This is a genomic window from Acuticoccus sediminis (genome assembly GCF_003258595.1).
GTDB classification, from domain to species: Bacteria; Pseudomonadota; Alphaproteobacteria; order Rhizobiales; family Amorphaceae; genus Acuticoccus; species Acuticoccus sediminis.
The window spans coordinates 779632-805899 of the sequence record NZ_QHHQ01000001.1; the positions used below are offsets into that span (position 1 = coordinate 779632).

At 71.5% G+C, this 26268-nt stretch carries 18 protein-coding genes; 15 read left to right on the forward strand and 3 right to left on the reverse strand.

Features of this window, described 5'->3' with window-relative positions; genetic code table 11:
* The first annotated feature begins 151 nt into the window (after positions 1-151).
* The 8 genes from DLJ53_RS03375 to DLJ53_RS03410 all read left to right on the forward strand — a co-directional run bounded on the left by DLJ53_RS03375 (position 152) and on the right by DLJ53_RS03410 (position 7864).
* Positions 152-1360 carry an amino acid ABC transporter substrate-binding protein gene (locus DLJ53_RS03375; protein WP_202912981.1) on the forward strand — a complete coding sequence of 403 codons (1209 nt, stop codon included), beginning with the start codon at positions 152-154 and terminating at the stop codon, positions 1358-1360.
* An 82-nt stretch (positions 1361-1442) separates the two neighbouring features.
* Entirely contained in the window at positions 1443-2303 is an 861-nt protein-coding gene (locus DLJ53_RS03380) for a branched-chain amino acid ABC transporter permease (protein WP_111342335.1), read from the forward strand.
* A complete protein-coding gene (locus DLJ53_RS03385; protein WP_111342337.1) occupies positions 2303-3262 on the forward strand; it encodes a branched-chain amino acid ABC transporter permease in 960 nt (319 codons plus the stop codon). Before DLJ53_RS03380 ends, DLJ53_RS03385 begins: the two co-directional genes overlap by 1 nt.
* On the forward strand, positions 3259-4014 hold the full coding sequence (locus DLJ53_RS03390) for an ABC transporter ATP-binding protein (RefSeq protein ID WP_111342339.1): 756 nt from the start codon (positions 3259-3261) through the stop codon (positions 4012-4014). Before DLJ53_RS03385 ends, DLJ53_RS03390 begins: the two co-directional genes overlap by 4 nt.
* Positions 4007-4729 carry an ABC transporter ATP-binding protein gene (locus DLJ53_RS03395; RefSeq protein ID WP_111342341.1) on the forward strand — a complete coding sequence of 241 codons (723 nt, stop codon included), beginning with the start codon at positions 4007-4009 and terminating at the stop codon, positions 4727-4729. Before DLJ53_RS03390 ends, DLJ53_RS03395 begins: the two co-directional genes overlap by 8 nt.
* A 3-nt stretch (positions 4730-4732) precedes the next feature.
* The gene (locus tag DLJ53_RS03400; RefSeq protein ID WP_202912982.1) at positions 4733-5440 is read left to right on the forward strand and encodes a phosphoribosyltransferase; all 708 of its coding nucleotides are present in this window, start codon (positions 4733-4735) and stop codon (positions 5438-5440) included.
* 158 nt (positions 5441-5598) lie between these two features.
* Positions 5599-6639 carry a cytochrome-c peroxidase gene (locus tag DLJ53_RS03405; RefSeq protein WP_111342345.1) on the forward strand — a complete coding sequence of 347 codons (1041 nt, stop codon included), beginning with the start codon at positions 5599-5601 and terminating at the stop codon, positions 6637-6639.
* Positions 6640-6844: 205 nt separating this feature from the next.
* Positions 6845-7864 carry a hypothetical protein gene (locus DLJ53_RS03410; protein WP_202912983.1) on the forward strand — a complete coding sequence of 340 codons (1020 nt, stop codon included), beginning with the start codon at positions 6845-6847 and terminating at the stop codon, positions 7862-7864.
* A gap of 11 nt (positions 7865-7875) precedes the next feature.
* Here DLJ53_RS03410 and prs read toward each other — a convergent pair whose 3' ends face one another.
* A complete protein-coding gene (gene prs / locus DLJ53_RS03415) occupies positions 7876-9387 on the reverse strand; it encodes a ribose-phosphate diphosphokinase (RefSeq protein WP_111342347.1) in 1512 nt (503 codons plus the stop codon).
* Positions 9388-9856: 469 nt separating this feature from the next.
* On the opposite strand from prs, the gene DLJ53_RS03420 reads away from it, so the two are divergent.
* Positions 9857-13723 (forward strand): CheR family methyltransferase, encoded by a 3867-nt coding sequence (locus DLJ53_RS03420; protein WP_162408827.1) that lies wholly within the window; start codon positions 9857-9859, stop codon positions 13721-13723.
* Positions 13716-14084, forward strand: a complete 369-nt coding sequence (locus DLJ53_RS03425) for a response regulator (RefSeq protein ID WP_111342351.1) — start codon at positions 13716-13718, stop codon at positions 14082-14084. Before DLJ53_RS03420 ends, DLJ53_RS03425 begins: the two co-directional genes overlap by 8 nt.
* A gap of 58 nt (positions 14085-14142) precedes the next feature.
* Here the strand turns inward: DLJ53_RS03425 and DLJ53_RS03430 are convergent, their stop codons facing one another.
* Positions 14143-15486, reverse strand: a complete 1344-nt coding sequence (locus tag DLJ53_RS03430) for an erythromycin esterase family protein (RefSeq protein ID WP_162408829.1) — start codon at positions 15484-15486, stop codon at positions 14143-14145.
* 573 nt (positions 15487-16059) lie between these two features.
* Here DLJ53_RS03430 and DLJ53_RS03435 point away from each other — a divergent pair.
* Positions 16060-18696, forward strand: coding sequence for a cation-translocating P-type ATPase (locus DLJ53_RS03435; RefSeq protein WP_280525494.1), 2637 nt, complete (start codon positions 16060-16062; stop codon positions 18694-18696).
* A 103-nt stretch (positions 18697-18799) separates the two neighbouring features.
* Here the strand turns inward: DLJ53_RS03435 and DLJ53_RS03440 are convergent, their stop codons facing one another.
* Positions 18800-19555, reverse strand: coding sequence for a helix-turn-helix transcriptional regulator (locus DLJ53_RS03440; RefSeq protein ID WP_162408831.1), 756 nt, complete (start codon positions 19553-19555; stop codon positions 18800-18802).
* A gap of 223 nt (positions 19556-19778) precedes the next feature.
* Between DLJ53_RS03440 and DLJ53_RS34640 the strand changes: the two genes are divergently transcribed.
* From DLJ53_RS34640 to DLJ53_RS03460, 4 genes are read left to right on the forward strand one after another with little or no spacing between them, the layout of a single operon-like run.
* Positions 19779-20312, forward strand: coding sequence for a hypothetical protein (locus DLJ53_RS34640; RefSeq protein ID WP_162408833.1), 534 nt, complete (start codon positions 19779-19781; stop codon positions 20310-20312).
* Positions 20313-20321: 9 nt separating this feature from the next.
* Positions 20322-21296, forward strand: coding sequence for a hypothetical protein (locus DLJ53_RS35075; protein WP_162408835.1), 975 nt, complete (start codon positions 20322-20324; stop codon positions 21294-21296).
* Positions 21293-23932, forward strand: a complete 2640-nt coding sequence (locus tag DLJ53_RS03455) for a gluzincin family metallopeptidase (protein WP_111342359.1) — start codon at positions 21293-21295, stop codon at positions 23930-23932. Before DLJ53_RS35075 ends, DLJ53_RS03455 begins: the two co-directional genes overlap by 4 nt.
* A gap of 12 nt (positions 23933-23944) precedes the next feature.
* On the forward strand, positions 23945-26020 hold the full coding sequence (locus DLJ53_RS03460; protein WP_111342361.1) for a vWA domain-containing protein: 2076 nt from the start codon (positions 23945-23947) through the stop codon (positions 26018-26020).
* The last annotated feature ends 248 nt before the right edge of the window (positions 26021-26268 follow it).

Here is a 26268-nt window from a genome sequence, read left to right on the forward strand (position 1 = left end):
GATCGTGCCATATGGCGCGACAATCTTGCGTGCATGCGGATCAACTTTGGAGCGGCCAAGGGTAGACTTGGTGGCCCCGGTTGACGGTTGGCATGCGCGTTGAATCCACCGGCCGCAGCATTCCGCAAGAGGGGCTTGCATGACGAAATCCGTGAAACTGTCTCCCACCATCGCCGGTCTTCTGAGCGGCGCGGCGCTCGCGCTGGCGGCGACGGGGGGCGCTCTGGCTCAGGATGGCGAGCCCATCAAGATCGGCGCCCCGCTCGCCCTCACCGGCGGCCTCGCCGACGAAGGCCAGAAGCAGCGCCTCGTCTACGAGATGTGGGCCGAGAAGGTGAACGCCGCGGGCGGCATCGAGGTGGACGGCGTCAAGCACCCGGTCGAATTCATCGAGTACGATTACCAGACCGACGGGCCGCGCGCCGGCCAGCTCGCCGAGCGCGTGATCAACGAGGGCGCGCAGATCATCATGGCGCCGTTCGGTTCGGGCCACTCGAAGATCACCGCCACGGTCGGCCAGCGCTACCAGATCCCGGTCGTCGCCTGCGTGGCGTCGTCCGAATCGGTCTACGACCAGGGCAACCCGTACCTCTTCGGCACGCTGTCGCCCAACTCCAACATGACGAAGGCGATGGTCGCCTACCTGAAGGAGAAGGTGCCGGGCCTGTCGACCGTCGCGATCTACGGCAAGGACGACGTCTTCCCGAAGTCGATGGCGAGCGCCACGGCCGCCGCGGCTGAAGATGGCGGCCTCAAGGTTGTCTACAACGAGCTCTATCCGGCCGGCGCGATCGACCATTCGTCCGCCATCTCGTCCATCAAGTCGCAGAACCCGGACTGGGTGTACGTCACCGGCTACACGCAGGACCTGATCCTCGCCCGGCGCCAGCTCGCCAACCTCGGCGTCGAGCCGAAGGTCCTCACCATGGTCACCGGCCCGGCCTACGTCGAGTTCACCGAAGGCCTCGGCGAGCTCGCCGACGGCGTGACCAGCCAGACGTGGTGGCACCACACCGTCGCCTACGAGGGTGTCGGCGTCTGGCCGACGACCGCCTCCTTCTACGAGGACTTCAAGGAGGCCTCCGGCGGGCAGGACCCGGACTACGTCCACGGCTCGTGCGCGGGCGCCCTCGTCATGCTGGAGGACGTCTTCAAGCGTGCCGGATCGCTCGAGGGCCCGGCGCTGCGCGACGCGCTCGCGGCGACCGACATCCAGACCTTCTACGGTCCGATCGACTTCGGCGAGAACGGCATGAACCAGGCTCGCGACCTGCCGATCATCCAGGTTCAGGACGAGGACATCAAGGTTCTCTACCCCGAATCCATCGCCACCGCCGATCTGGAGCTGATGGGCGACTGATCGCCCTTCTCCGACCGCGACGCAACGACGCCGGGGCGGCGACAGCCGGCCCCGGCCCTTCCAGCTCAGGGTATCAGTCTTAATGGACGTCGGGCAGATCATTGCCAACGGCCTGGTGCTCGGCGCGCTCTACGCGTGCCTGGCGGTGGGCTTCTCACTCGTTTGGGGCGTTCTCAACGTCATCAACATGCTGCACGGGTCATTCGTGATCCTCGGCGGCTATCTCACCTTCTTCGCCGCGCAGGTGATCGGCATCCACCCGCTCGCGGCGCTGGTGCCGGTGGCGCTGATCCTCTTCGTCCTCGGCTACGCCCTGCAGGCGACCTTCATCAACAAGGTGGTCGCCGCGCCCGTCCTCGTCACGCTCACGCTGACGTTCGGGCTGGACATGATCCTCTACAACGTCATGACCGTCTATTTCTCCGCGACGCCGCGCCAGCTCACGCTCGGCCTCGGCAGCGTGGAGTTCTGGGGCATCTTCCTGCCGGTCGAGCGGCTCATCGGCATGGGCCTCGCGCTCGCATTGACGGCGATCCTTTTCGTGACGATGCGTACCTCCTCCATCGGCCGCGCCATCGTCGCGGTGCGGATGGACCGCTTCGCCGCCGCGCTGATGGGCATCAAGGTCAACCGCATCTACGCGATCACCTTCGGCATCGGCGCGCTCATGGCGGGCGCCGCGGGCTCGGTCTTCGCCATGGTCTTCCCCGTCACCACCAACCTTTCGGGCGTCTTCCTCGGCAAGGCGTTCGTGGTGTGCGTGATCGGCGGACTCGGGTCGGTGCCGGGCGCGCTGGTCGGCGGCCTCGCCCTCGGCCTCGTCGAGGCGTTCGCGGGCGTCCTCCTCGGCCCGCAGAACGCGCTGACGGCCGGCTTCGTCCTGATGCTGCTCCTGCTTCTCGTCCGTCCGACCGGCATCCTCGGCGTGAAGGGGTACGAGTAATGTCCAATCCCGTGCGCATCGGCCTCTTCGCCATCTGGATCGTCGTCCTCGGCAGCGTGCCCTTCTGGGGCGACAACGCGATGGCGCGCACCGCGATCATGCTCGCGATGTCGTCCGTCCTCGCCTACTCGTGGAACATCATCGGCGGCTTCGCGGGCTATCCGTCATTCTCCACCGCCGCCTTCTTCGGCCTCGGCTCCTACGTGGGGGCGCTGTGCCAGGGGGCGGGGGTGCCGATGCCGCTCGCGTGGCTGGCGGCGACGATCTTCGTCGCGGCGTTCGCCGGCCTCATCGGCGGCATCGTGCTGCGCCTGCGCGGCCACTACTTCGCCATCGCCTCGATCGCCATCGTCGAGGTCTGCCGCCTCGTCGTCGCGGCGTGGGGCAGCCTCACCGGTGGCGGGAACGGCTTGAACGTCCCGCTCCTCATGTGGTCGCCCGACAATACCATCCTGTTCTTCCTGATGGTGATGCTGGCGCTGCTCGTGATCATCTTCGCGATCACCGTGTTCATCGACCGGCACCGCTTCGGATTCGCGCTGAAGTGCATTCGCCAGAACGAGGACGCGGCGGACATGGTCGGCGTGGACGCCACCCGCTTCAAGATCCTCGCCTACGTCCTCTCGGCCTTCCTGTGCGGCACGGCGGGCGCGGTCTACGCCTCCTGGATCGGCTATATCGACCCCACCGACTCCTTCCAGATCGTGATGACCGTGGAGATCCCGGTGATGGCGATGCTGGGCGGCGCTGGCACCGTCCTCGGCCCGGCGATCGGCGCGGCGGCCTTCGTCGTGCTGGAAGAGATCTTCTGGGCCAACTTCCTCGACTGGAACCGTGCCATTCTCGGGGCGATCATCGTCGTGGTGATCTTCGCGCTGCCGGGCGGCCTCATCCGCATCTTCAGCGGACGGACGCGGCTGCCGTTCCTCAGGTCGCGCTCGACGGAGGCGGTGCAATGACGGCCATCCTGGAACTGCGGAACGTCTCGCGCACCTTCGGCGGCATCCGCGCGGTCGACGACGTGTCCTTCTCGCTGAACGAGGGGGAGATCGTCGGCCTCATCGGGCCGAACGGCGCCGGCAAGTCGACGCTGGTGAACCTCATCACGGGCGTCCACACGCCGAGCGCCGGCAAGGTGCTCTATCGCGGCGAGGACGTGACCCGTCAGAAGCCGCACCAGGCCGCGCGCCGCGGCCTCGCCCGCACCTTCCAGATCGTCCAGCCCTTCCCGGAGATGAGCGTCCTCGAGAACGTCGCCGCCGGGGAGATGTTCGGCGGCGAGCCGTCCAGCTACCACGAGGCCGAGGAACGCGCGGCGGAGCATCTCGACTTCGTCGGTCTCTCCCACGTGGCGAAGACGCCCGCGTCCTCCCTCACCCTGCCGAACCGCAAGCGGCTGGAGCTGGCGAAGTCGCTCGCCATGAAGCCGAAGGTGCTGATGCTCGACGAGGTCAACGCCGGCCTCAACCCGGCCGAGATCGACGGCGCCCTCGACCTCATCTCCCGCATTTCCCGCCGCGGGATCACCATCCTCATCATCGAGCACCTCATGAAGGTGGTGCTCAGCGTGTCGCAGCGGCTGATGGTGCTGCACCACGGCGCGCTGATCGCCGAAGGGGCGCCCGGCGAAGTGGTGCGCGATCCGAAGGTGGTGGAGGCCTATCTCGGCTCCAAGTTCGCCAAGCGTCTGGAGTCCGAGAACTATGTCTGACGTCACCCCCTTCCTGAAGGTCGAGGACCTCTCGGCCGGCTACGGCGACGTCACCGTCCTGTGGCAGATCGACTTCGACGTGCGGCCGGGCGAGATCGTCTGCATCGTCGGCTCCAACGGCGCCGGCAAGACGACGCTGCTGCGCACCATCTCCGGCATGGTAAAGGCGCGGCGCGGGTCGATCACCCTCGGCGGCAAGGACATCACCAACGCCGGGCCGGACAAGGTGTTGCGCGCCGGCGTCGCCCACGTGCCCGAGGGCCGGCGCCTGTTCAAGGGCCTGTCGGTCCGCGACAACCTGCTGCTCGGCGCCTACCTGCGCGAGGACCGGGCCGACGTGGCCCGCGACCTCGACCACATGCTCGAGCTCTTCCCCCGCCTCGGCGAGCGTCTCAACCAGGACGCCACCACCATGTCCGGCGGCGAGCAGCAGATGTGCGCGATCGCGCGCGGGCTGATGAGCCGGCCCGAGCTCCTGATGATCGACGAGCTGTCGCTCGGCCTCGCGCCGCATCTCGTCGAGCGGCTGGGCGACGCGCTCAAGGCGATCAACAAGGAGGGCCTCGCCATCCTCCTCGTCGAGCAGGACGTGATGACGGCGTTCGACCTCGCCGACCGCGGCTTCGTCATCGAGACCGGGCGCGTGGCGAGCGGCGGCGACACGGAGGTTCTGGTCAACGACCCGGCCATCCGCAAGGCCTACCTCGGAGTCTGAGCGGTGAGCGGGCCGGCGGTGGCGCCCCACGAGGTATGGCAGACGCTCTACCCGCCCGGCACCTTTCCGCAGGGCGGGGCGGGTGAGTACGACACCGTCTACCCCGGCACCCTGCCCGACGGACGGCAGATCGCGCTCCCCATCCGCGAGCTGCCGGACAGCGGAGGGACGCGTGCCGTCGCCTCGCTGATCGTCCATCAGGCCGCGTTCGAGGTGGAGGACGCGCTGACGGCCGTCATGGCCGAGCGCCTTGCCTCCTTCGCGCCCGACGTGATCGTCGCGGTGCCCTCGCTCGGCATCACGCTCGGGCAGGCGGTGGCGCGCCGTCTCGGCCACACGCGGATGGTCGCCCTCGGGACGACCCGCAAGTTCTGGTACGACGGGGCGCTCTCCGAGCCCTCCTCGTCGATCTCGAGCCGCGGTTCGCCGAAGACGCTCTACATCGACCCGCGCATGCTGCCGGTGCTGCATGGCCGGCGAATCGCGGTCGTCGACGACGTGGTGAGCACCGGCTCGTCGTTCGGGGCGGTTCTGCGGCTGCTGGCGAAGGCCGGGCTGGCGCCGGTCGCCCTCGCCGTCGCCATGGCGCAGACGGAACGCTGGCGGGACCTGCCGGAGCTGCGCGCCCCTGTCGTCAGCGCCTTCGCGACCCCAGGCCTCGTCCGCGCTCCGTCCGGCCGCTGGACGGCCGAGGCCACGCCGGAGCGCTGAGCCCCGGCCCTTGTCGCCGCGGACGAACGGTCCCGCTCGACCTGGCCCGCGGATGCGCGCGACTGCGCCGGGAGCCGCAGGCCTCGCGTTGATTCTTGTCAAGCTGGGGTCCTCCACCCGTTGCGATCGTCCGCGGACGGGACATCGGGAGAATCGAGATGACACGGATTCTGCTGCTCGGGGCCTGCGCGGCCGTCGCGGTCGCCCCATTCGCGACGACAGGCTCCATCGCCGACGACCAGACGCTTCGTGACGATGCGCTCGCGCTCTTCGAGCCGATTCCCGAGTCTCCGGACCCCGCGCCCGACCCGGCGCAGGTGGAACTCGGCAAGGCGCTGTTCTTCGAACCCCGCCTGTCGGAAGGGCACAACATCAGCTGCAACACCTGCCACAACCTCGGCACGGGCGGCGCGGATCTGGCGTCGGTCTCGCTGGGGCATCGCTGGCAGAAGGGCGGGCGGAATTCTCCGACGGTGCTGAACGCGACGTACAACACGGCCCAGTTCTGGGACGGCCGGGCCGCCGATCTCACCGAGCAGGCGGGTGGCCCCATGGTCAACCCGGTCGAGATGGGGTCGACCCAGCAGCACGTCGTCGAACAGCTGAAGGGAATCCCCGGCTATCTGCCGCTCTTCGCCGCGGCGTTCCCGAAGGACCCGGACCCGGTGAACTTCGCGAACGCCGAGGCCGCGATCGCGGCCTTCGAACAGACACTGATCACCCCGGATTCCCCGTTCGACCGCTTTCTCCGCGGCGACGACGCGGCGATGACGGCGGATCAGAAGGAGGGACTGCGCGCCTTCATCGATCAGGGCTGCGCGGCGTGCCACAACGGCATCAACCTCGGCGGCAACAGCTATCAGCCGTTCGGGCTGGTGGAGAAGCCGGACTGGGCGATCCTGCCGCCCGGCGACAAGGGCCGGTTCGAGATCACGCGCGCCGAAGAGGATGCCTACGTCTTCAAGGTCCCGACGCTGCGCAACATCGCGGTCACGCCGCCTTATTTCCATTCGGGGGCCGTCTGGGACCTGAGCCTCGCGGTCGACGTGATGGGCACGGCCCAGCTCGGTGCCGCGCTCGACGCCGCGCAGGCGGCCAGCATCGTGGACTTCCTGGACAGCCTGACCGGCGAGATGCCCCAAATCGTCTACCCGACATTGCCGCCGAGCACCGCCGATACGCCGCGCCCGCAGCAGTGACGTGCCCGTATCGGACAGCGCCCTCCGATGCCGGCCGGCGTTGCCGTCGAGGCGGATCGGCCGGCGGTGGGCGCATATCCCCGCCCATGGGGGACGGGCCGGGGTTCGTGCGCCTCGCCGTTTGACGATCGTCAACCCGCGGGCGGGGCGCCCCGGTGGAGATTCGGCCGGAACGCGGCGCGCGGGCCGCGACCGGTGAGGGGCGATGCTGGCCGAATCCGACGTCTCGATCGCCCGGAAGGTGGAGGTCCTGCGGGAGCCGTCCAGCTACGCCCATCGTCCGCCCACGGTCGACGTCGTGGAGACGCACGTGTCGTGGGTCTTCCTCGCGGGCGACCTCGTCTACAAACTGAAGAAGCCGGTGCGGAACCGGTACTTCGACTTCACGACAGCCGCGAAGCGCAAGGCGAACGGCGACGACGAGGTCCGACTGAACCGCCGGCTGTCGCCTGAAGTCTACCTCGGTCTGGCAACGCTCACGCTCGGGCGCGGCGGCACCCTGGCGCTGAACGGTTCGGGGCCGGTGGTGGACTGGCTCGTGGTGATGCGGCGCCTTCCGGCCGCGCGGATGCTCGACCGCATGCTGGCCGGGGGGCAGGTCTCCGCGGCCGAGATCGACCGCGTCGCGGCGACGCTCGGCCGGTTCTACGCCGCGGCGGCGCGGGCGGACATCACGGCCCGCGACTACGTCCGGCATTTCGGGGAGATGCAGGTCCAGAACCGCCGTGTCATCCATCAGGTCCTGTCCGGGGACGAACTGACGACGGCCGAGGACACGCTCGTCCGTCTCGATGCGGCGATCGTCGCGCACGCGGCCACCCTGGCGCGTCGCGTCGCCGACGGGCGCGTCGTCGACGGCCACGGCGACCTCCGACCGGAGCACATCTGCCTGACCGAGCCGGTCGCGATCTTCGATTGCCTGGAGTTCAACGGGGCTCTGCGCCGTGTCGACCCGCTCGACGAGATCGCCTTTCTCGGCATGGAGTGCCGCCTGATCGGCGCGCCCGCGTTCGGCCGGGAGTTGGCGCGGCGCGTTCTGGGCCACCTGGAGGAGACGCCGGACTGGGGACTCTTCGCCTTCTATGCGGGGTTCCGGGCGGTGCTGCGGGCGCGCCTGTCACTGGCGCACCTCCTCGACCCGGCGCCGCGCGAGGCGGGCCGGTGGAGGCCGCAGGCGAACCGCTACTTCGCCCTCGCGCGTGACCATCTGGCAGGCCACACCTGACGGTGCGGGGCTCAGTGCCGGAGGTGCATCTCGGTGGCCGCCGGCAGACTGTCGGCGCGGATGGCATCGGCGAAGATGTCGGCCGTCCCGAGGACGACGAGGCGCCCGCGCACCAGTCCGGGTTCGAAGTCGAACGGCGGCACGGTGTCGGTCACGACGACCTCGTCGATGCCGGGTTCGCGCCACATCGCCTCGGCGCCGTCCGCGAAGAGGCCGTGCGTCGCGGCGATGGACACGCGCCTCGCCCCCCGCGACCGGCACTCCGCCGCGACCCGCGCCATGGTGGTCCCGGTGCTGATGAGGTCGTCGATGACGATGGCATGGCGTCCGGCGACCTCGCCTGCGAAGAGATCGCCACTGACCCGGCCCATGCTGCGGGCCTTCTCCATGAAAGCCTTGTCCACCGGCCGGCCGAGCGCCGCCTCCAGCGCCTCCCGGAAGAGGTCGGCGCGCTTGCCGCCGCCGAGGTCCGGCGAGACCACGGCGACCGGAGCGTCGCCGATGCCGGCGAGGAAATGCCGGACGAAGACGTCGATGGCGCTCAGATGCTCCGTGTCGCAACGAAACGCGTTCTGGAACGCAGCGATGTTGTGGACGTCCATCGCGATGACGCGCTGCGTCCCCACGGCCTCGAAGAGCTGGGCGACGTAGCGGGTCGTGACCGGGTCGTGCGGCTTCGTCTTCCGGTCCTTTCGCGCGTAGCAGAGGTACGGGACGACCGCGCTCACCCGGGTGGCGCCGGAATCGCGCAAGGCGGCGATGAAGAACAGGAGCCGGCAGAGCTTGTCGTTGGGGCTCTGCTCGTCGTCGGCGACGAGGGTGTCGACGACGTAGGCGTCGTGCCCGCGGACCTCGCACAGCGGGCGCGCCTTGTGCTCGCCGTCCTCGAAGGTGCGCACCTCGTGCGGCGACAAGGGCACGCCGAGGCTGGCGGCGATGCGCGAGCCGAGCCCATCCTCCCCGTCCAGCGCGAAGAGGAGCGGGAAGGGCGCGTGGATCGGTGCGGCGTGACCGTGGTGCAGGGCCGAGGCCCGCTGCGGCACCGCACGAACGGCAACCCCGCTGAGGATCATGTCGACGGCGACACCGTCCGAGGACAAGGGTGCGGCGAGCACCTCGGCCATCTCCACCACGTCGCCGTGCTCCTTGCGCGGGAACTCGGCGAGCACGGGTTCGCGCGTCTCCCGCACCGTCTCGAACAGGCGGCGCAGCCGCACGGCCATGCGCCTGTCGCTCGCCTCCATCAGCCGGGTGCCGACGGGGCAGGCGCCAAGGAGGGTCTCCGCCGCCGTCCCCGCGACCAGCAGGTGGTCCCGCGTGCCCGGGTCGAACCGGAACACCGCGGCGGCCGGCCCCCAGTCGCCCGCGTCCTCGACCGACCGGACCGGGACCGCGTGGTCGCCCCGCTCCGTCCTCCACCGCGCGAGGAGAGCGGCCAGGTCTGCCGCGTGCGGCGCCGGTGCCTGGTCGAGGCGGGTGAAGAGGCGGCGGAGGGACGGGGTGATCTCGGCAAAGGTTGTCATGGTGCTCTTCCGGGCTTGAGCCTGCGGCCAGCATCGGTCGCGGTACCCCGACCGCCTTGACGTTCGTCAACCGATCGCCGGCGATCGACGGTCTCGCGCTCGCAATGGCACGGCCCCGCCCGGGCCGCGGGCGGCCCGCCCGGCGCCCCTTCCGGCGAACCATCACCCGAGCGTGCAAACGCCTCCGGCCGGCCGCAGCCGCCTCCGGCATGGTCGGCCTCCGCGCGAATGCCCGCCGGCCGTGTCGGGGCGGAACCGGATTGCCGGGGACGGCGCCGTCCGATGGAGCCTTCGCAGCCTGCGCCGGGCTTGAGCGAGGGGCCGCCCGCGGGCACACGCGACGGATGGGTGGTTCTCCGACAACCCAGTTCTGGCCGCCGCGGCTTTGTACTATGCTCGGTTGCGACGGGGGCTACGGTCGGGAGGCAATGCCATGCGCGGCCGCGGCCGCGCCGGTGTCTTGGCACATATGAGTGACGTATCGTCAAATTCGGGGCGTGGAGACGCCGGGCATACACCGATCTGCGCCCTCGGCGCGTCCGCAGGGGGGCTCGCGCCGCTTCGCACGTTCTTTGAAAAGGTCGAGCCCGACCTCGGCCTCGCCTTCATCGTCGTGGTGCATCTCGCGCCCGACCACCCGAGCGCGCTTGCCGAGCTCCTCGCCGCCGTCACGACGATGCCGGTCGAGACGGTCCGGACCGGCGCCGTCCTCGAGCCGAACCACGTCTACGTCATGCCGCCGGATCACGAGCTGGTGATCGAGGCCGACCATGTGCGGGCGACGTCCTTCACCGAGCCGAGGGGACGGCGCAACCCGATCGACCGGCTGTTCGAATCGCTCGCCAGCCAGCGCGGCGACGGGGTGGTGGTGGTCCTGTCGGGCGAGGGGTCTGACGGCGCCGCCGGGTCGCGCGCCGTGAAGGAGGCCGGAGGTCTCGTCCTCGCCCAGGATCCGATCGAGGCCGAACACAACGCCATGCCGCGGGCCGCGATCGACACGGGCGACGCGGACGTGACCGGACCGGTGGCCGACCTCGCCGTCCGCGTCGGCGAATTCGCGCGCAACAGAAGCGTCGTCGCCGGCCTTCACGCCGATCGCGACGAGGACACGCTGCGCGCCATCATCGGCACGCTGCGGCGCCGCGTCGGCCACGACTTCGCGCACTACAAGACCGCGACGCTGCTGCGGCGGATCGGGCGGCGGATGCAGGTGACGCACCGGCCGTCGCTCGCCGACTACGCCGAACACCTGCGCGGCTCGGAGGAGGAGGCGCAGGCGCTCTTCGCCGACCTCCTGATTTCGGTGACCGCCTTCTTCCGCGATCCCAAGGCGTTCGAGGCGCTCCAGCGGGAGGCGATCGGGCCGATCTTCGACCGGCTGGAGAAGCAGGACACCCCGGAAATCCGCGCCTGGTCGGTCGGCTGCGCCACCGGCGAGGAGGCGTACACGATCGCGATGCTGCTGATCGAGGAGGCCGACCGGCGCAAGAGCACCGTCCCGATCCAGATCTTCGCCACCGACATCGACGAGCCCGCGCTGACCAAGGCGCGCGAGGGCATCTACGGCCGCGCGATCGAGGCCGACGTGTCCGACGCCCGGCTGAAGCGCTTCTTCATTCAGGAGGGCGAGACGTGGCGGGTGCGGCAGGAACTGCGCGACGCGGTGCTGTTCGCCCGGCACAGCGTGCTGAAGGACCCGCCCTTCATGCATCTCGACCTCGTCGCCTGCCGCAACCTCCTGATCTACCTGGACCGGGAGATGCAGCGGCAGGTCTGCGGCGTCCTGCGCTACGCGCTCGACCCCGGCGGCTTCCTGATGCTCGGGACCGCCGAGACCGCCGACGCCGCGCCGGAGATGTTCCGCGTGCTCGACCGCGACGCGCGCCTCTACGTCGCCGAGGCGGTGCCGGGGCGGACCATGCCGCTGCCGTCCGAGAGCGCCCCCGGCCTCTTCTCGGTCGTGCCCAAGCGCCGCGCCACCGGGTCCGACCGCGGCGCCGGCATGCTGCACCTCGACGCGCTCGAGCAGGCGGGCCCGCCGAGCGCCCTCGTGGCGCAGGATCAGCGGGTGCTGCATCTGTCGCCCAACGCCGGGCGCTACCTGATGCCGTCCGGCGGGCCGATGCCGCTCGACCTGCCGGCGCTCGCGCGGCCGGAGCTGCGCCTCGATCTCAAGGTGGCGCTGCACCGTGCGCTGGAGGAGGGGCAGCCGACCCTGACCCTGCCGATCCGCGTCGCCTTCAACGGTTCGCGCCGGCGCACCGTCCTCAACGTGACGCCCGACCTGTCGGCCGACCCGGCGGCGCCCCGCGCGCTCGTCCTTTTCCTCGACGGCGGGCCCGTCCCCGACGAGGTGGACCCCGCCGACACGCCCCCGCAGCCGGACGAGACCCGCCGCCTGCACGAGGAGCTGCGTGCGGCGCAGGAGCGGCTCGCCGCCAGCCGCGGCGAGCACGAGGTCGCGATGCAGGAGCTGCGCGCGGCCAACGAGGAGCTGCAGTCGGTCAACGAGGAGTACCGCTCGACCTCGGAGGAGCTGGAGACCTCCAAGGAGGAGCTCCAGTCGATGAACGAGGAGCTTCAGACGCTCAACGCCGAGCTCAAGAGCAAGCTCGAGGGCGTGTCGCTCGCCCACAACGACCTGCGCAACCTCGTCGCCGCGACCGACTTCGGCACGCTGTTCCTGGACACCGACCTCAAGATCCGGATGTTCACTCCGGCGGTGACACAGGTGTTCAGCCTCGCCGCCACGGACATCGGCCGCCCGATCACCGACTTCGCCCACACGCTGGAAGGCGGCGGCATCAACGGGGACGCGCGCACCGTGCTGCGCGACCTCGCGCCGGTCGAACGCGACGCCCGCACCACCGACGGGCGCTGGCTGACCATCCGCCTCAGGCCTTACCGGACGCTGGAGGAACGCATCGAAGGCGTCGTCGTGACGTTCATCGACACCAGCACGACGCGCAAGGCGGCGGAACGTCAGCGCGAGAGCGAGGAGCGCTTCGTCGCGCTGGTCCGGGCGACCCGCGACGCGGTCTACCGCATGGGCCCGGACTGGGGCGAGATGCGCATGCTCGACGGCAGCGGATTTCTCGAGGACACGCCCGAGCCGATCACCGACTGGCTGGAGCGCTACATCCCCGAGGACGGGCGGCCGGCGCTTCTCGCGGCCGTTCACGACGCCATCGCCCGCAAGGGCCTCTTCGAGCTGGAGCACCAGGTCATCCGCGCGAACGGCGCGGTCGGATGGATCCATTCCCGCGCGGCCCCGCTGCTCGCCCCCGGCGGCGCGATCCGTGAATGGTTCGGTGTCGCCAGCGACGTCACCGAGCGGCGGATGGCGGAGGAGCGGCTCCGCGAGACGCGGGACATGCTGGCCCTCGCGACCGCCGCCTCCAAGCTCGGCTGGGTCACCTGGGACCCCAGCACACGCGAGGCGCAATGGGATGCCCGCGGCCGCGAGATCATGGGTCTCGGGCCCGAGGACACCCAGCCCGAGGACTGGCTCGCGCATCTCCACCCGGAAGACCGCGCGATGGTGGAGGCGTATGTATCGGAGCGCATCGCCGACGGGCGGCCCTTCGACATGGAGTTCCGCGTCATCCATCCCGACGGCGCCGTCCGGCACGTCCATGGCTCCGGCGCGTTCGTCGTCGAGGCTCAGGGCGGGCCGATCCGCGGGACGGGGCTGATCCGCGACGTGACTGCGCGATGGCAGGCCGACGAGACGCAGCAGCTCCTGCTCGAAGAGCTGAACCACCGCGTCAAGAACATGCTGACGGTGATCCTCTCGATCGCGGCCCAGACCCGCGAGGATGCCCCGTCGCTGGAGGCGTTCTCCGAGGCGTTCGAGGAGCGGGTCCAGGCCCTCGCGCAGGCTTACGACGCGCTGACCAGCAACGGCTGGAAGGGCGCGAACATAGAGGATCTGGTCAAGAGCGCGGTCGCCCTCTTCTCAGGGGCCGAGCGCGACCGGGTCTCGCTGACCGGTCCGACCGTCGCGCTCGGCCCGAGCGCCGCCACGTCGCTCAGCCTCGCGCTGCACGAGCTCTGCACCAACGCGCTCAAATACGGGGCACTGTCAAACGGTACGGGACGGGTCGAGATCGCCTGGAAGGTCGAGGACACACCGTCGGGCCGCCGCTTCGTCTTCGACTGGCGGGAGCGGGGCACCTCCGCCGTCGAGACGCCGGTGCGCCGGGGCTTCGGCTCGGCGCTTCTGGAGAACGGGTTGCCGGGCGAGCTCGGCGGGTCGGCTCACCTCTCCTTCGACCCGGACGGTCTCAGCTACCGGCTCGTATCTCCGCTGTCAGGGCAGCTACGCGATGGCTGAGCCGCACCCGCTCTCGCTGCTGATCGTCGAGGACGAGGCCATGGTGCTCTCGCTCCTGCGGCGCGGCGCCGAGGCGGCTGGCTGCATCGTCCGCGCCACGGCGTCGAGCGTAAGCGAGGCGCTTGCCCGGTTCGAGGCGCTGTCCGGCGAGATCGACGCGGTCCTTCTCGATTCCAACCTCCACGGCGTTCCGGCCACCCCGGTCGCCGACCGCCTGCGCGCCGCGGGCGTCCCGTTTCTGGTGATCACCGGCTACACGGCGGAGTATGTCATGCGGATCACCGGTGACGCCCCGATCCTGCGAAAGCCGTTCCGCACGACGGCCCTCGCGGAGGCCCTGCGCACCCTGCCCCGCCGCTGAGCGCGGGCCGCGGGAGCCACGGCCCGACGTTCCCTCCCGCAACGGTCGCCGAGTGCGTTCAAGCTCGGGCGCGGAACGCCGGCGCCACGTAGTCCGGGTGGCGCGGGCAGATGTGGTCGAGAGGCTCCAGCGCATGGGTGTGGTCGACGTGGATCACCGCGTCGAACTGGTCGGCCAGCCGGGCGTGGAAGTACTCCGATTTCCGCTCGCCCTGCGGTGTTTCGAGGGCACCGATCGCCCGCTGCAGGCGTGGCAGGCTGAAATGGCAGTGCAGAATCTCGTTGTCTCGCAGCGGGATGAGCGCGTCGCCCTCCAGCACGACGTGGAACAGCCGTTCGTAGCTTTCGGCGACCGCCGCACGCACGGGCTTCACCTCGCCCGGCTCGTCCCAGGCACTTGCCGCCCGCACGGTGCCGTCATGCGTCGAGAAGCCGATCAGGACCGCGTCGCGTCCGTGGGCCTCGCGGAGCAGGGTGCCGAGGCTGCGCTCCCCCCGCTCGCCCATCTCCGTCGCCCGAGCGTCGCCGACGAGGCAATTGTGCGCCCAGACGACCAGCTTGGGCTGCTCGCCCCGCTGGACATGGATGTGGTCGGCGAGGCGTTCGAGGCTGTTCGCCATGTGCTGGCTGCGAAGGTTCCACGGCGAGACGCGCTCCTCGAACATCGCCCGGTAGTAGCGCTCCGCGGCTCGTGTCGCGGTCGCGGTCTGCTCGGCGCAGTAGCAGGCCTCCCGGACGGCGAAACCCGACCGGGCCAGATAGCGGAAATGGCCGCTGCGAAGCGCCAGCAGCTGGGACATCAACTCCTGATCGTGCCAGGGAGAGACGCCGAGCATGGTCTCGAAGCCGCATTGGCGCCTATGGCGGGCGTGATGGAACTCGAAGTTGCCGTAGTAGGCCTGCGCCCGGAGCGCGGCCGCCGGGTCGACCCCGTCGAGATAGGCGGCCGCCGCCTCGATGGACGCCTCGAGGCTGAAGAGGTCGAGGCCGTAGAACCCCGCCTTCCACTCCGGCTCGGTGAAGGCGACGTTGTGATCCCGCAGCCATTCGACGAAGTCCCGGACCACGGTGTTGCGCCATGTCCAGGTCGGAAACCGCTCGAAGTCGGCCAGCGCGTCGTCCGCGTCGTGGATCACCATGTCGCCGCGCACGTAGCGGTTGACGCGGTAGGCGTCCGGCCAGCTGGCCTCGACGGCCACGCCCGCGAAGCCGTGGTCGCGGATCAGCCGTCTGGTGACCTCGGCCCGGATGTCGAAGAATTCGCGGGTGCCGCGGGTCGCTTCTCCGATCAGCACGAAGCGTGCGTCCGCGGCCATGGCGACGAGGCGCGCGAGGGCGGCCTCGTCGGCGAGCGGGATGGCCTGGCTCCTGAGATCGTCGATCAGTCGGTCGTGCGCATGCATCGGCGTTGTCCCGGTCCACATCAGAGCGATCGCGCAGGGAAGACCTCGGTTCTTTCGGTCCGCCGAGCGAGCCTCGCGCCTCGGCCCGGGACGCGGCCGCTCCGGTCGGCGCGGGCGCGGCGGGGCGGACCGCTGCCGGTGGCGCATCGTTCTGGCGCGGGGCGCGTCCGGGCTGCCGTGCCTTGCGGGGAGAGGGCGCCCGCCGGCGGTGGTGCGCCGGTCGCCATGCCGCCCTCCGGCACGGCGCAGCGGACCACGCTCGCTCCGGGGCGGGTCGTCGGAGTCCTTCCATATCGGTCTTCGACGTTCCGGCGATTTTCAAGCGACATGCCATCGTTCCTCAACCAGGGGATGCCATGACTGTTTCCGGCCTGAACGATCGTGATTTGCGAATTGTCAAATGAAGATTGCATGCCATCCCGCCCTTCACCCGCGGTCGGCGCGAGGCTCGCGACGGCGTGCCGCCCCGCCGGGGTCCGGTGGCGCTGTCGCCATTGAGAATTGTCAACCGCGAGGCTTCGCACGGGAGGCCCGATACGACGCGACGCGGATCAGTTGTCGGGGCAGTCGAAGTTGATACCGGACGTTTCGTGGGCTGCGCGCGATACCGAAGGGGTCGCGCCGGGTGAGGGGGGCGCGGCGGCGGTCGGAGACGCCGCGCCGCATTCCCTGGACCCTCAGGGCGTCCTCGACGCGCACCGGGTGACGGCTCTGGGGCTGTCGCACGAGGAGGCGAAGTCCCGTCTTGGCCGGCACGGCCCGAACCGCATCGCCACCGCGCCGCCGGTCTCCAGCTGGGCGATCCTCGTCGCCCAGCTCGCCAGCCCCGTGGTCTGGCTGCTTGCCGCCGCGACGGCCCTGTCGCTGACGCTAGGCGACGTGGCCGAGGCGGTCGCCATCATCGTCGTCCTCGGCATGAATACGCTGATCGGCTTCGTCGCCGAGCAGCGCGCGGTGCGTTCCATGGAGGCGCTGCGCCGGCTCGACGTCGCGACAACGCGGGTGCGCCGCGCGGGCTCCATCGGCACCGTCCCGGCGCACGAGGTGGTGCCGGGCGACATCGTGCTGCTGGAAGCCGGCGACCGTGTTCCGGCGGACATGCGCCTCCTCGAGGCTTCGCGCCTCGCCGCGGACGAATCGATGCTGACGGGCGAGTCGGTCGCCGCCGGCAAGAGTGTCGCCGCGGTGGCGGCCGGGACACCGGTCCCCGACCGCACCCCGATGCTCTTCAAGGGGACGGCGCTCACCACGGGGAGCGCCGTCGCGGTCGTGACCGCGACGGGACCGGCGACCGAGATCGGCCGCATCGCGACATTGGCCCTGGATGCCGGGACGGATCGCTCCCGGCTGGAGGAGCGGCTTACGGTCCTCGCCCGGCAATTGATCTGGCTCACTCTGGCGGTGGCCGTCGTCATCGCGATCGTCGGTATAGTCTCGGGCGAGCCGGTGGTGCGGATGGTCGAGGCGGCCATCGCGCTCGCCATCGCGGCAATTCCGGAGGGGCTGCCGGTCGTCGCCACGCTGACGCTCGCGCGCGGCATGCTCCGCATGGCGCGCGAGAACGCGCTGGTGCGCAGCCTGGGCGCGGTCGAGACCCTCGGCGCGACCACGGTCATCCTCACCGACAAGACCGGCACCATCACCGAGAACCACATGGCGGTGGAGCGCCTCGTCGGTCTCGGAGGAGACGCGGACGAGGACCCCTTGCGAGGGAGGGCGCTCGGCATCGGCGTGCTCTGCTCGAACGCGGATCTCGACAAGGCCGGCGAGGGAACCGGCGACCCGCTCGAGGTGGCTCTGCTCGAGGCTGCGGTGGCGAGCGGGATGGACATCGGCGCCGCACGGCAGGAGCGCCCGCGCCTCGTGGAGCACGCGTTCGACCCGGACCTCCGGATGATGGCGACGGTTCACGGCGGCGCTGACACCGTGGTGGCGGTCAAGGGCGCGCCCGAGGCCGTGCTCGCTGTCTGTACGAAGGCTGCGACCGCGGCGGGCCCCGTGCCGCTCGGCGACGCGGAGCGTGCCGTCCTGCGCGAGGCGATGGACGACCTCGCCGCCAGCGGACTGCGGCTGATCGCGCTGGCCGACGCGTCCGGCGAGGTCGACGCGGCGCGGCCGTTCCACGACCTCACCTTCGTGGCCGTCGCGGCGCTGCGCGACCCGCCTCGCGAGGACATTCCGGCCGCGATCGCCGCGTGTCACCGCGCCGGGATTCACGTCGTCATGGTGACTGGCGATCACGAGGTCACCGCGCGCGCCATCGCCCGCTCCGTCGGCCTCGCCGACCGGGGCCCCGAACCGGCGGTGCACGCCCGCGTCACGCCGGAGGACAAGCTGAAGCTCGTCGTCGGCTTCCAGGCCGCCGGCGAGACGGTCGCGATGACAGGCGACGGCGTCAACGACGCCCCGGCGCTCCGCCAGGCCGACATCGGCGTCGCGATGGGCATCCGCGGCACCGACGTCGCCCGCGAATCGGCTGACATCGTCCTCCTCGACGACGCCTTCTCGACCATCGTGACGGCGGTGCGCGAGGGGCGGGTGATCTTCGCCAACATCCGCCGCTTCTGCGTCTACCTGCTGTCGTGCAACCTCGGCGAGATCCTGCTCATCGGTCTTGCGCTCCTCGTCGGCCTGCCGCTGCCGCTGACGCCGCTCCAGATCCTCTTCCTCAATCTCGTGACGGACGTGTTCCCGGCCTTTGCGCTGGCGGCGACGCGCGGCGATGCGAGGGTGCTCGACGAGCCGCCACGGCCGCCGGAGGAGCCGATCCTTGCGCGGCGGCAGTGGACGGACGTCGTGATCCTCGGCGTCGTCATCGGCCTCGCCCCGCTCGCCGCCTTCCTGATGACGCTCGAACAGGGGGCCGCGCTGGAGAATGCCGCCACGGTCGCCTTCCTCGCCATCGGGCTCGCCCAGATCTGGCACGTCCTCAGCATGCGCGACGTGAAAGGGGGGTGGCTCGTCAATCCCATCACCACGAACCCGTTCCTCTGGGGGGCGGTGGCACTCTCGCTGGCGTTCTTCGCCCTCGCGCTGGCGCTGCCAGGGCTGCGCGGCGTCCTCGGACTGGTGGTCCCCACGACGGGCGAGTGGGTGCTTGCGGTCGGGGCGAGCCTCGTTCCGCTCGCTGCGGGACAGATCCTGCTGGCGGTACGGCGCATGCGCGGTGGCCGGAGCACCGCGCGCGCCGTCGAACGCGCAACACGCTAGCGGTTCGAGGTCAGCCCGGCACCCGGCGCCTCCGGGCGGGACGCACCCGGGGACCGCACCGACAGCCGACCGCTCGCCGCTCGGCCGGGCCGCTTGTCCGGGCTCAGAGCCACGGGTCGTCGGCGGACGGGGGCGGGGGGCCGCGGTAGAGGACGTGCGCCGCCTCGACCATGCTGCGGACGCCGAGCTTGTCGAATGCGCTCTTGAGGTGCGTCGCCACCGTGCTCTCGCGCACCGCGAGTTCGGCGGCGCACTGCCTGCGCGTCATCCCGGTGGACATCCGCTCGAGGATCTCGAACTCGCGCGGGGTGAGGAGGTGCCGCACCTCCTCCGACGGGGCGGGGCGTCGCTCCGCCTGGCGCAGCACGTCCCGGCGGCGCTCCGCGATCAGGCAGAGAAACCGCAGTACGTCGAGGTGCGGCAGGACATGCCGCGCGAACGCCTCCCGCGGCATGTCCGAGCCGAGGTTGAAGCCGCCGTATCGGGGGCCGCCTCGCAACCGCACGGGAATCGCGAGGCCCGAGGTGAAGCCGTGCTCGGCGGCACCCTCGATGTAGGACCGCGCGCTGTCCGGCAGGTACGGGTAGTCGCCGAGATGGGTGATGCCGGTCAGCGTCGCCTCGAAGCTGCGGCAGCAATACTGGAGGAACGGGTCGCGCGCCGAGACGGAGCCCGGGGGCTCGAGCGACAGCGTCGCGGCCATCTCCGGCCGGCTGCCGTCGGCGTCGATCATCAGAAAGATGTAGTGGGTGAGATCGAGCCGTGCGAGCGCGGCGCCGAACACCTCCCAGACGCCCGCGACGGACGTCTGACAGTCGATCTCGGCGGCGAGCGACATCAGCTGCTTCGTCTGATTCACGATCTTGCGCCGCTCATTGCAAATCGATCGCCCCAGTTGGCGATGTGGAAAGATGCAAAGCGTAGCGGCCGGACTCACGGAAAACAATTCCGCTCCTCCCCGATTCAGGGGAGGCGGGCGAACTGCGCACCGCCGACTATGCCGAAATGCTCGCGCCCGCGACCCGCGATCGCCTGAACGGCACCGGTGCACGAGCGAGCGTGGCGAGGCTGGGAGAGGGCGCGTGCTCGAACGTCGACGATTTCTGAGCGGGGCGGCGACGCTCGCGGTGTCCGCGTCCGTGTCACGGATCGCGTTCGCGGGCGGCGGGCTGATCGAGGTTCGCATCGCCGAGCCGGAGTCGCTCGGGGGTCTCTCCGGCGAGCGTCTCCGGCGCGGGATCCTGAACTCGCTCAGCCTGCGGGCGGAAGGCGACGTCACGCCCGCCCGGCTCTACTTCACGCGCATCACGAAGGGGCGCGTCGCGGACCGCTTCGTTTCGGGCCGGTTCGAGCTGCGCGGCGGCAGCCTCGCCTTCCCCGGCGAGATGCACTTTCCGGGCGAGATGCACTTCCCCGGCGAAATGCACTACCCGGGAAAGATGCTGTTCCCCGGCGAGATGCACCTGCCCGGGCGTAACGCCGAGCGAACCGCGGCGGAGCTCGCCGTGCGCGACCTGCAGCGGTCGGCCGGATTCGAGGGCTACCACTTCATCGTCTTCGCGGAGGCGCCGACCACGGCGGGACGGGGCCTCGCCCTCGGCACGGTCAGGGGCTGAGCGCTGCGTGTGGCCGTGCTCGGCAGGGGACCGGCGGGCCTCCTCGCCGCCATCGTCTACGCGCGGGCGGGCGCCGAGGTGCGCGTCTTCGCGCCCCCGGGCGAGGCGTCGGTACAGGCCGAGCACGTCCACCTCGTCCGGCAGGAGGTCGGTGAGCTGGCCATGCGGATAGACGCCGATCGGCTCGGCCCCGCCGTGGCGGAGGCGGCGCGTCCCCGGTACTTCGCCACGCCCGGGCCGAACGGGATCGTGCGCCGCGAGGGGCCGCACGTGAGCCGGGCACGCCTCTGCGCGGCGCTCCACGCTGCGGCGTCGGCCCACGGGATCGCGATGCTGGACGCGGCCCGGCCCACGCGTGGGCGCCGGGGCTGGGCCTTTCCGGACGGCTGGACCGCCGGGACCGCCGTCGACGCGACGGGCGGCGCCCGGGTCCTCGCGCGCCTGCTGGCGGCGGGCGGCGAGCGGATCGTGCTGGAGGACGTCGGCGACACCACTTACGCCGAGACGCACGTCCTCACCGCAGGGCGTCCGTTCGGGGCGGTGACGGCGCGGCACGCCGGCTGCGGCCGCACGGTCTACTTCGAGAGCGAGGGGGACAGGACGGCCCGGGTCACCGCCCTCGTGCAGGGCACCCGTCCCGGCGCCGCGGGCATGGCCGGGCTTCTCGGCCCGGAACTCGCGACTCTCGTGCCGGCGGACGCCCGCGTCGTCGCCACTCACCGGATGACGGCGCCGCCGGCGCGGCGGCTCTCCTGGACGCCGTCGCCCCGGCACCGCTGGTTCGCGTTCGGCGACGCCCTGGTGCAGACCCCGCCCGCGATGGGGTTCGGCATCGCCTCCGCGTTCCGGCAGGCGGTCGCGCTGGCGGACGCGCTCGCGACGGGCGACGACCCCGCCGCCGCGCTCCTCGGCCTGGCGGACGCCGTGTGGGCCGGGGCCGGGGCTCAGGAGGCCGCGACGCCCGGACCCGGAGGTGGCCGGTGAGCACGCACCGCCGGCCCAGCGCCCGCCGCGCTCTGGCGGCGCTCGCCGTCCTCGCTGCGGTCACCCCCGCTGCGGTCACCCCCGCCGCGGCGCAGCAGCGCGAGGCCTGGGCCGACACGCCCTGGGTCATCGTCTGCGCCGACGGCTCCGGCCTCTTCGAGGCCATGAAGGTCGACTACCCCGGCACCGACACATACTGCACGCTGACGCCGACGCAGAACGGCCAGACGCTCGAGACCGTCTCGCTCACCCGCGGCGACATCGAAGGCCTGCGCCGCGCGTTTCAGACTGCGGCGCGGGTCTACGACGGCCTCGGCCTGCCGCCCCCGTTCCTGCCGCGCCTCCCGGATCCGGACTGGCGCGCGTCCGGCGGGACGCCGAAGGTCGGCTTTCCCGTCCACGTCTCGCAATACCTGCCGGGCGTCTATGGACGGTACGTACCGGGCACGACATCGGGTCCATGGGAGGGGGCCGCGGAGCTGTGGGTCGAGCATCGCGACCAGACGAAGTTCACGGCGACCGGGCTCGCCGACCGGGCGCGCAGGACGGCCATCCATGAGCTCGCGCACGCCGTCTTCGGCAACTGGATGGACAATCCGGACCGCGCGACCCACGACGCCGCCAACTCGCCGCAGTGGATCACCGAGGGTCTGCCGGACATGTTCGCCACCCTCTACGCGCTGCACGTGGAGGGAATGCTCTCGCTGGATGCGCTCGACCGGCTGCCCGCGCTTCCGGCGCCGAAGTCCCGCACCTACGCGCGCTACAGCGCCCCCGGCGGCCTCGCCATCAGCGGCCACGAGAGTGAAGAGGACGACCAGCGCAGCTACGACACCGCGACCTTCTGGATGCACCTCTTCTCCGAGCGGAACGCCGGCCTCGGCCTCGTCCGCGAGCTGTCCGACCTCTTCGAGCGCGATGTCACGAAGGGGGAATCGGGCGAGATCGTCGACGGCTGGCTGCGCGACCGCCTCGGGACCACGCTGCCGGAGGCCTTCGCACGCTTCATCGCGGACGTGACCGACCCCGCCCTCGGCTACCGCAAGGCGCTCGGCGACTATCTCTCCTGCGGCAGTCCGCTCCCGGTGTCGTGGCTCGACGTCGGTCCGGTTCGGGTGACGCGCGAGCCGTTCCTGCGCGAGGGGACGACCGCCCCGCTCGGGGGCCTGCGCGTCACCTGCATGCGCTACAGTGTCGGCCTGGAGACCGCTGCGGTGACGGTCGACGCCCGCACCTTCGCCGGTGATGCGCTGCCGCCGGAGACCGTGCGCATCTTCGCCGACGGGGTGGACCTCTCGGACGGCGGCGCGCTGGTCGTCCCGGCCGGGCCGCCACGCGATATCGTGGTCGCCGCGATCCAGACGGGCGATGCCTATTCACGGGCGCCGGTCGGGCCGATCCCGGCGATCGACCTCCGGTTCGAATCGACGCCCTGGGTGCCGTGCGACGCGGGCGCGCTGCGGCCGCTCTGGACCCGCGGTTTCGTCCACCCGCTGTTCGACACGGGGCAGGACGTCGCGAACCCCGGCGGGCGCACCAACGAGAGCTTCTGGAACACGACGAGCCTTACCGTCCGCAACGCGGGGGGCACCGCGTCCTACCCGGCCTGCGGCAAGCTCACCCTTGCGCGTCACGGCGACGTCGAGACGCTGCGCCTCGCCGTCACCGTCCCGCCGAGGGGCGAACTGCTCGACTGGAACGGCAGCACCTTCTTCCAGGTCGCGGCCCCGGCGGGGAAGCTGTGGCCGCTGCTGCGGCGGGGCGCGCGCGTCTCGTTCGGGCCGGGGCCGCGCGTGTTCGGCCCCACGCCCGCCTATCCGGGGGATTTCCACGAGGACCTCTACGACACGGTCGGCGGCTATCTCTGGACACCGGGCCACAGAACCTACTTTGCCCAGAACGAGGCGACGCTGACGCTGTCGATCGAGGAGATCGGGGGCGGGAACGTCGACCTCTCCTTCGTGGCGAGCGGACCCGGCCACACCCGCAGCGACGACGGCGACGCGCCGGACGCCTGGTCGCTGGAAGGCCGCTTCGCCGGGTCGCTGCAGCGGATCGGCACGCGCCGCCTGCCACGCGAGGCGCACCATTCCGCCTGCATGTCGGCGCGGGCGGAGCTGCGCGCCGTGGAGCACACCGCCTGCGTCGATGCCTACAACAGCGCCTTCCCCGGTGCTGACCCGCTCGCGGTCGACGCGACCGAGAACCAGTACTCGGCGACCAACCATCTCGTGCCGCTTGCCTCGCCGGTGCCGCCGCGCCGGCGCCGCCCCGACCCCGGGCCGAACCCGGATCCTGACCCGGCGCCCGATCCAGCGCGCGGCGATCCGCCCAAGGACGAGCCGCGCCCGGTCGACGTGACCCGCCGGCCACCGCCCGGCGCGCCACCCGGCGTGGCGCAGGGCACGGCCCCTCCGGCGTCGCCGGTCGGCACGGGGAGCGCGGGCGCTGGCGGCGTCGTCCCGTCGCTCTGCACCGCGCTCGCGACGCGGGCGGAGACGCTGCGCCGGCTCGCCTGCGCCGCCGAGCGGGGCTGCTGCCGTGGCGACGAGACGCCCGCCGCGGTCCGCGCCTCGCTCCTCCTCACGGACGCGTCCGCCGCGGACGCCTTCTTCCTCGATGCCCTCGGCCGCTGAACGGAGTTCCCCATGTTGCGCCTTCTCCTTGTGATCCTCCTCGCCGCGCTTCCCCTTCGTCTGGCGGCGCAGGAGGCGGGCACCATGATCGTGCTCGACGCGTCCGGCTCGATGTGGGGCGACATCGGCGGGCGCACGAAGATCGAGATCGCCCGCGAGACGCTCGCCGAGGCGGTCGGAAATCTCCCCGCCGGGCAGGGTCTCGGCCTCATCGTCTACGGCGCGACCCGCAAGGGCGACTGCGCCGACATCGTCACCGCCGTGCCGCCCGGACCGGTCGCCGAGACCGGCCGGCGTGTCGTCTCCGCGGCGGACGCGGCGGTGCCGAAGGGGAAGACGCCGATCACCGAGTCGGTGCGCCGCGCCGCGCAGGCGGTCCGCTTCAACGAGGCGAAGGCGACCGTCGTCCTCGTCACCGACGGGATCGAGACCTGCGACGCGGACCCTTGCGCCCTGGCGCGGGACCTCGAACGCGAAGGGATCGACTTCACCGCGCACGTCGTCGGCTTCGGTCTCTCGGCCGAGGAGGGGCGCGCCGTGGCCTGCCTCGCCGACGAGACGGGCGGCCGCTACATCGAGGCGAACGACCGCGACGCGTTATCGGACGCCCTGGCGACGACGCTGGCCGCCGATCCCGAGCCGGACGAGCCCGACGCCGCCGCGCCGCGTGATGTCGCGCTCCTCCTGCGCGACGCCGAGGGCAGGCCGGTCCTCAACAGCCGCGACCTCGCCTCGGTGGTCCTCGCCGGCCCGGACGGGGCACGGGTCGGGGCAGAGCTCGACTACGGTCGCGAGGCGACGGCACGCCTCTCGCTGGCACCCGGCGAGTGGGAGGTCACCGCCGAGCGGGTCGAGACCGCGGGGGACAACACCGCCTACAGCGCGCTGAAGCGCTTCACCGTGCCGGAGGGGGACGGCGAGGTCGTCGTCGACCTCCCGCTGCGCGCGCACCTCACGGTGGAGACCATCGTCGGTGCCGGCGAGCCGCTCCCGTCGGGTGAGACGGTGCCGAGCGCCGTCGCCGGACGGGCCGGCGCCAGCTACGAGCTGCGCGAGATCGTCCGCGGAGCACCGGCCGCGACGCGCTACGCCGCCGGTGCCGGCGGCTTCGACGAGGTCGTGGCACCGGGCCGCTACATCCTGCGCGGCACGTTCGCCCGGACGATCACCCGCGACGTGCTGGTCGAGATCGCCGAGGGCGAGCACAAGGTGGTGCCGTTCGACTTCGCCCTGTCGCGCGTCGTCGTGGCGGCGCTCGACGCGGACGGCAAGCCGGTGACGCGCCAGACCACCGTCCTCGCCGACGGACCGAAGGGCGCCGGCTTCAGCCGCGGCGGCGGCGGGCTGCGCAAGGACGGGGCGCGCCTGCCCTTCTTCCTTCCGGCCGGCCGCTGGCGGATCAACGCAGGGCAGGAGGGCGGCGGTCAGCGCCGCTCGGAAGTCCTCGTCGAAGTGCCGGGGGCAGGTGGAGACCTGACCGTCACCGTCGGCGAGGGCGAGCGCCTCTCGGAGACCGACCGCGCCGCGCTCGCCGTGCCGAACTGCAGCGCGGTCGGCGGCAAAACGGGCTGCCTCCTCGGCACGGATACCGCCGCGAGCGTGCCGCCCGGAACTGCCGCGGACACGGTCGGGGAGGCTGCGGGCGCAAATTCCGTCGCGGCGGCGGACGACGCGCAGGGCGCCGGTGCCCTCGCTGGGTTCTGGGCGATGGAGGAGGACGGACCGGACGCCTGCGCCGGCAACGTCCTCGCGATCGACGGGGACGGCTTCTTCCGCCTGCGCATCTACCTCGGCGGCGCCACCGGCTTCACGACGGCGGTGGCAGGCGTCTGCGCACCCGGAACGGACGGCGCTGCCCGCTGCACGCCCGTCGCGCTGTCGCAGGACCGGCGCTCGGCCTATGTCGACAGGCCGGCGGAGGGTGCGCCGGAGATCGCTATCAAGGGGGGAGGCGCCGACGGTGCGGAGCTCTGTGTCGGCGCGGAGGGCTGCAAGCCGCTGGTGCGCTGCCAGGCGGCGGACCTTCGCGTTGCCGAAAGCGGCGAGCAGGTGCTCGATGCCCCGGCGCCCGTGCGGGGCCAGCCGTGACGGGCGGCATGCCCGCGACGGGCCACAACGCACGGCCGCTGCCGCCGGTTCAGGGGCGCTGAACGCGGACAGCGTTCCTACAGCTTCAGTCGCATCGGGCGATCCGGATTCCGGCGGATGAAGGCATCGACGTCACGCAGTCGCGCCGGGAGAGGTTCGGCCTCAGCCACCACGTGACCAACAGCTTCGTCCCCGGAGAACGGTTCACGCTGGCGGGCATGTCGCCGGTCATCGGTCCGGATTGCCGT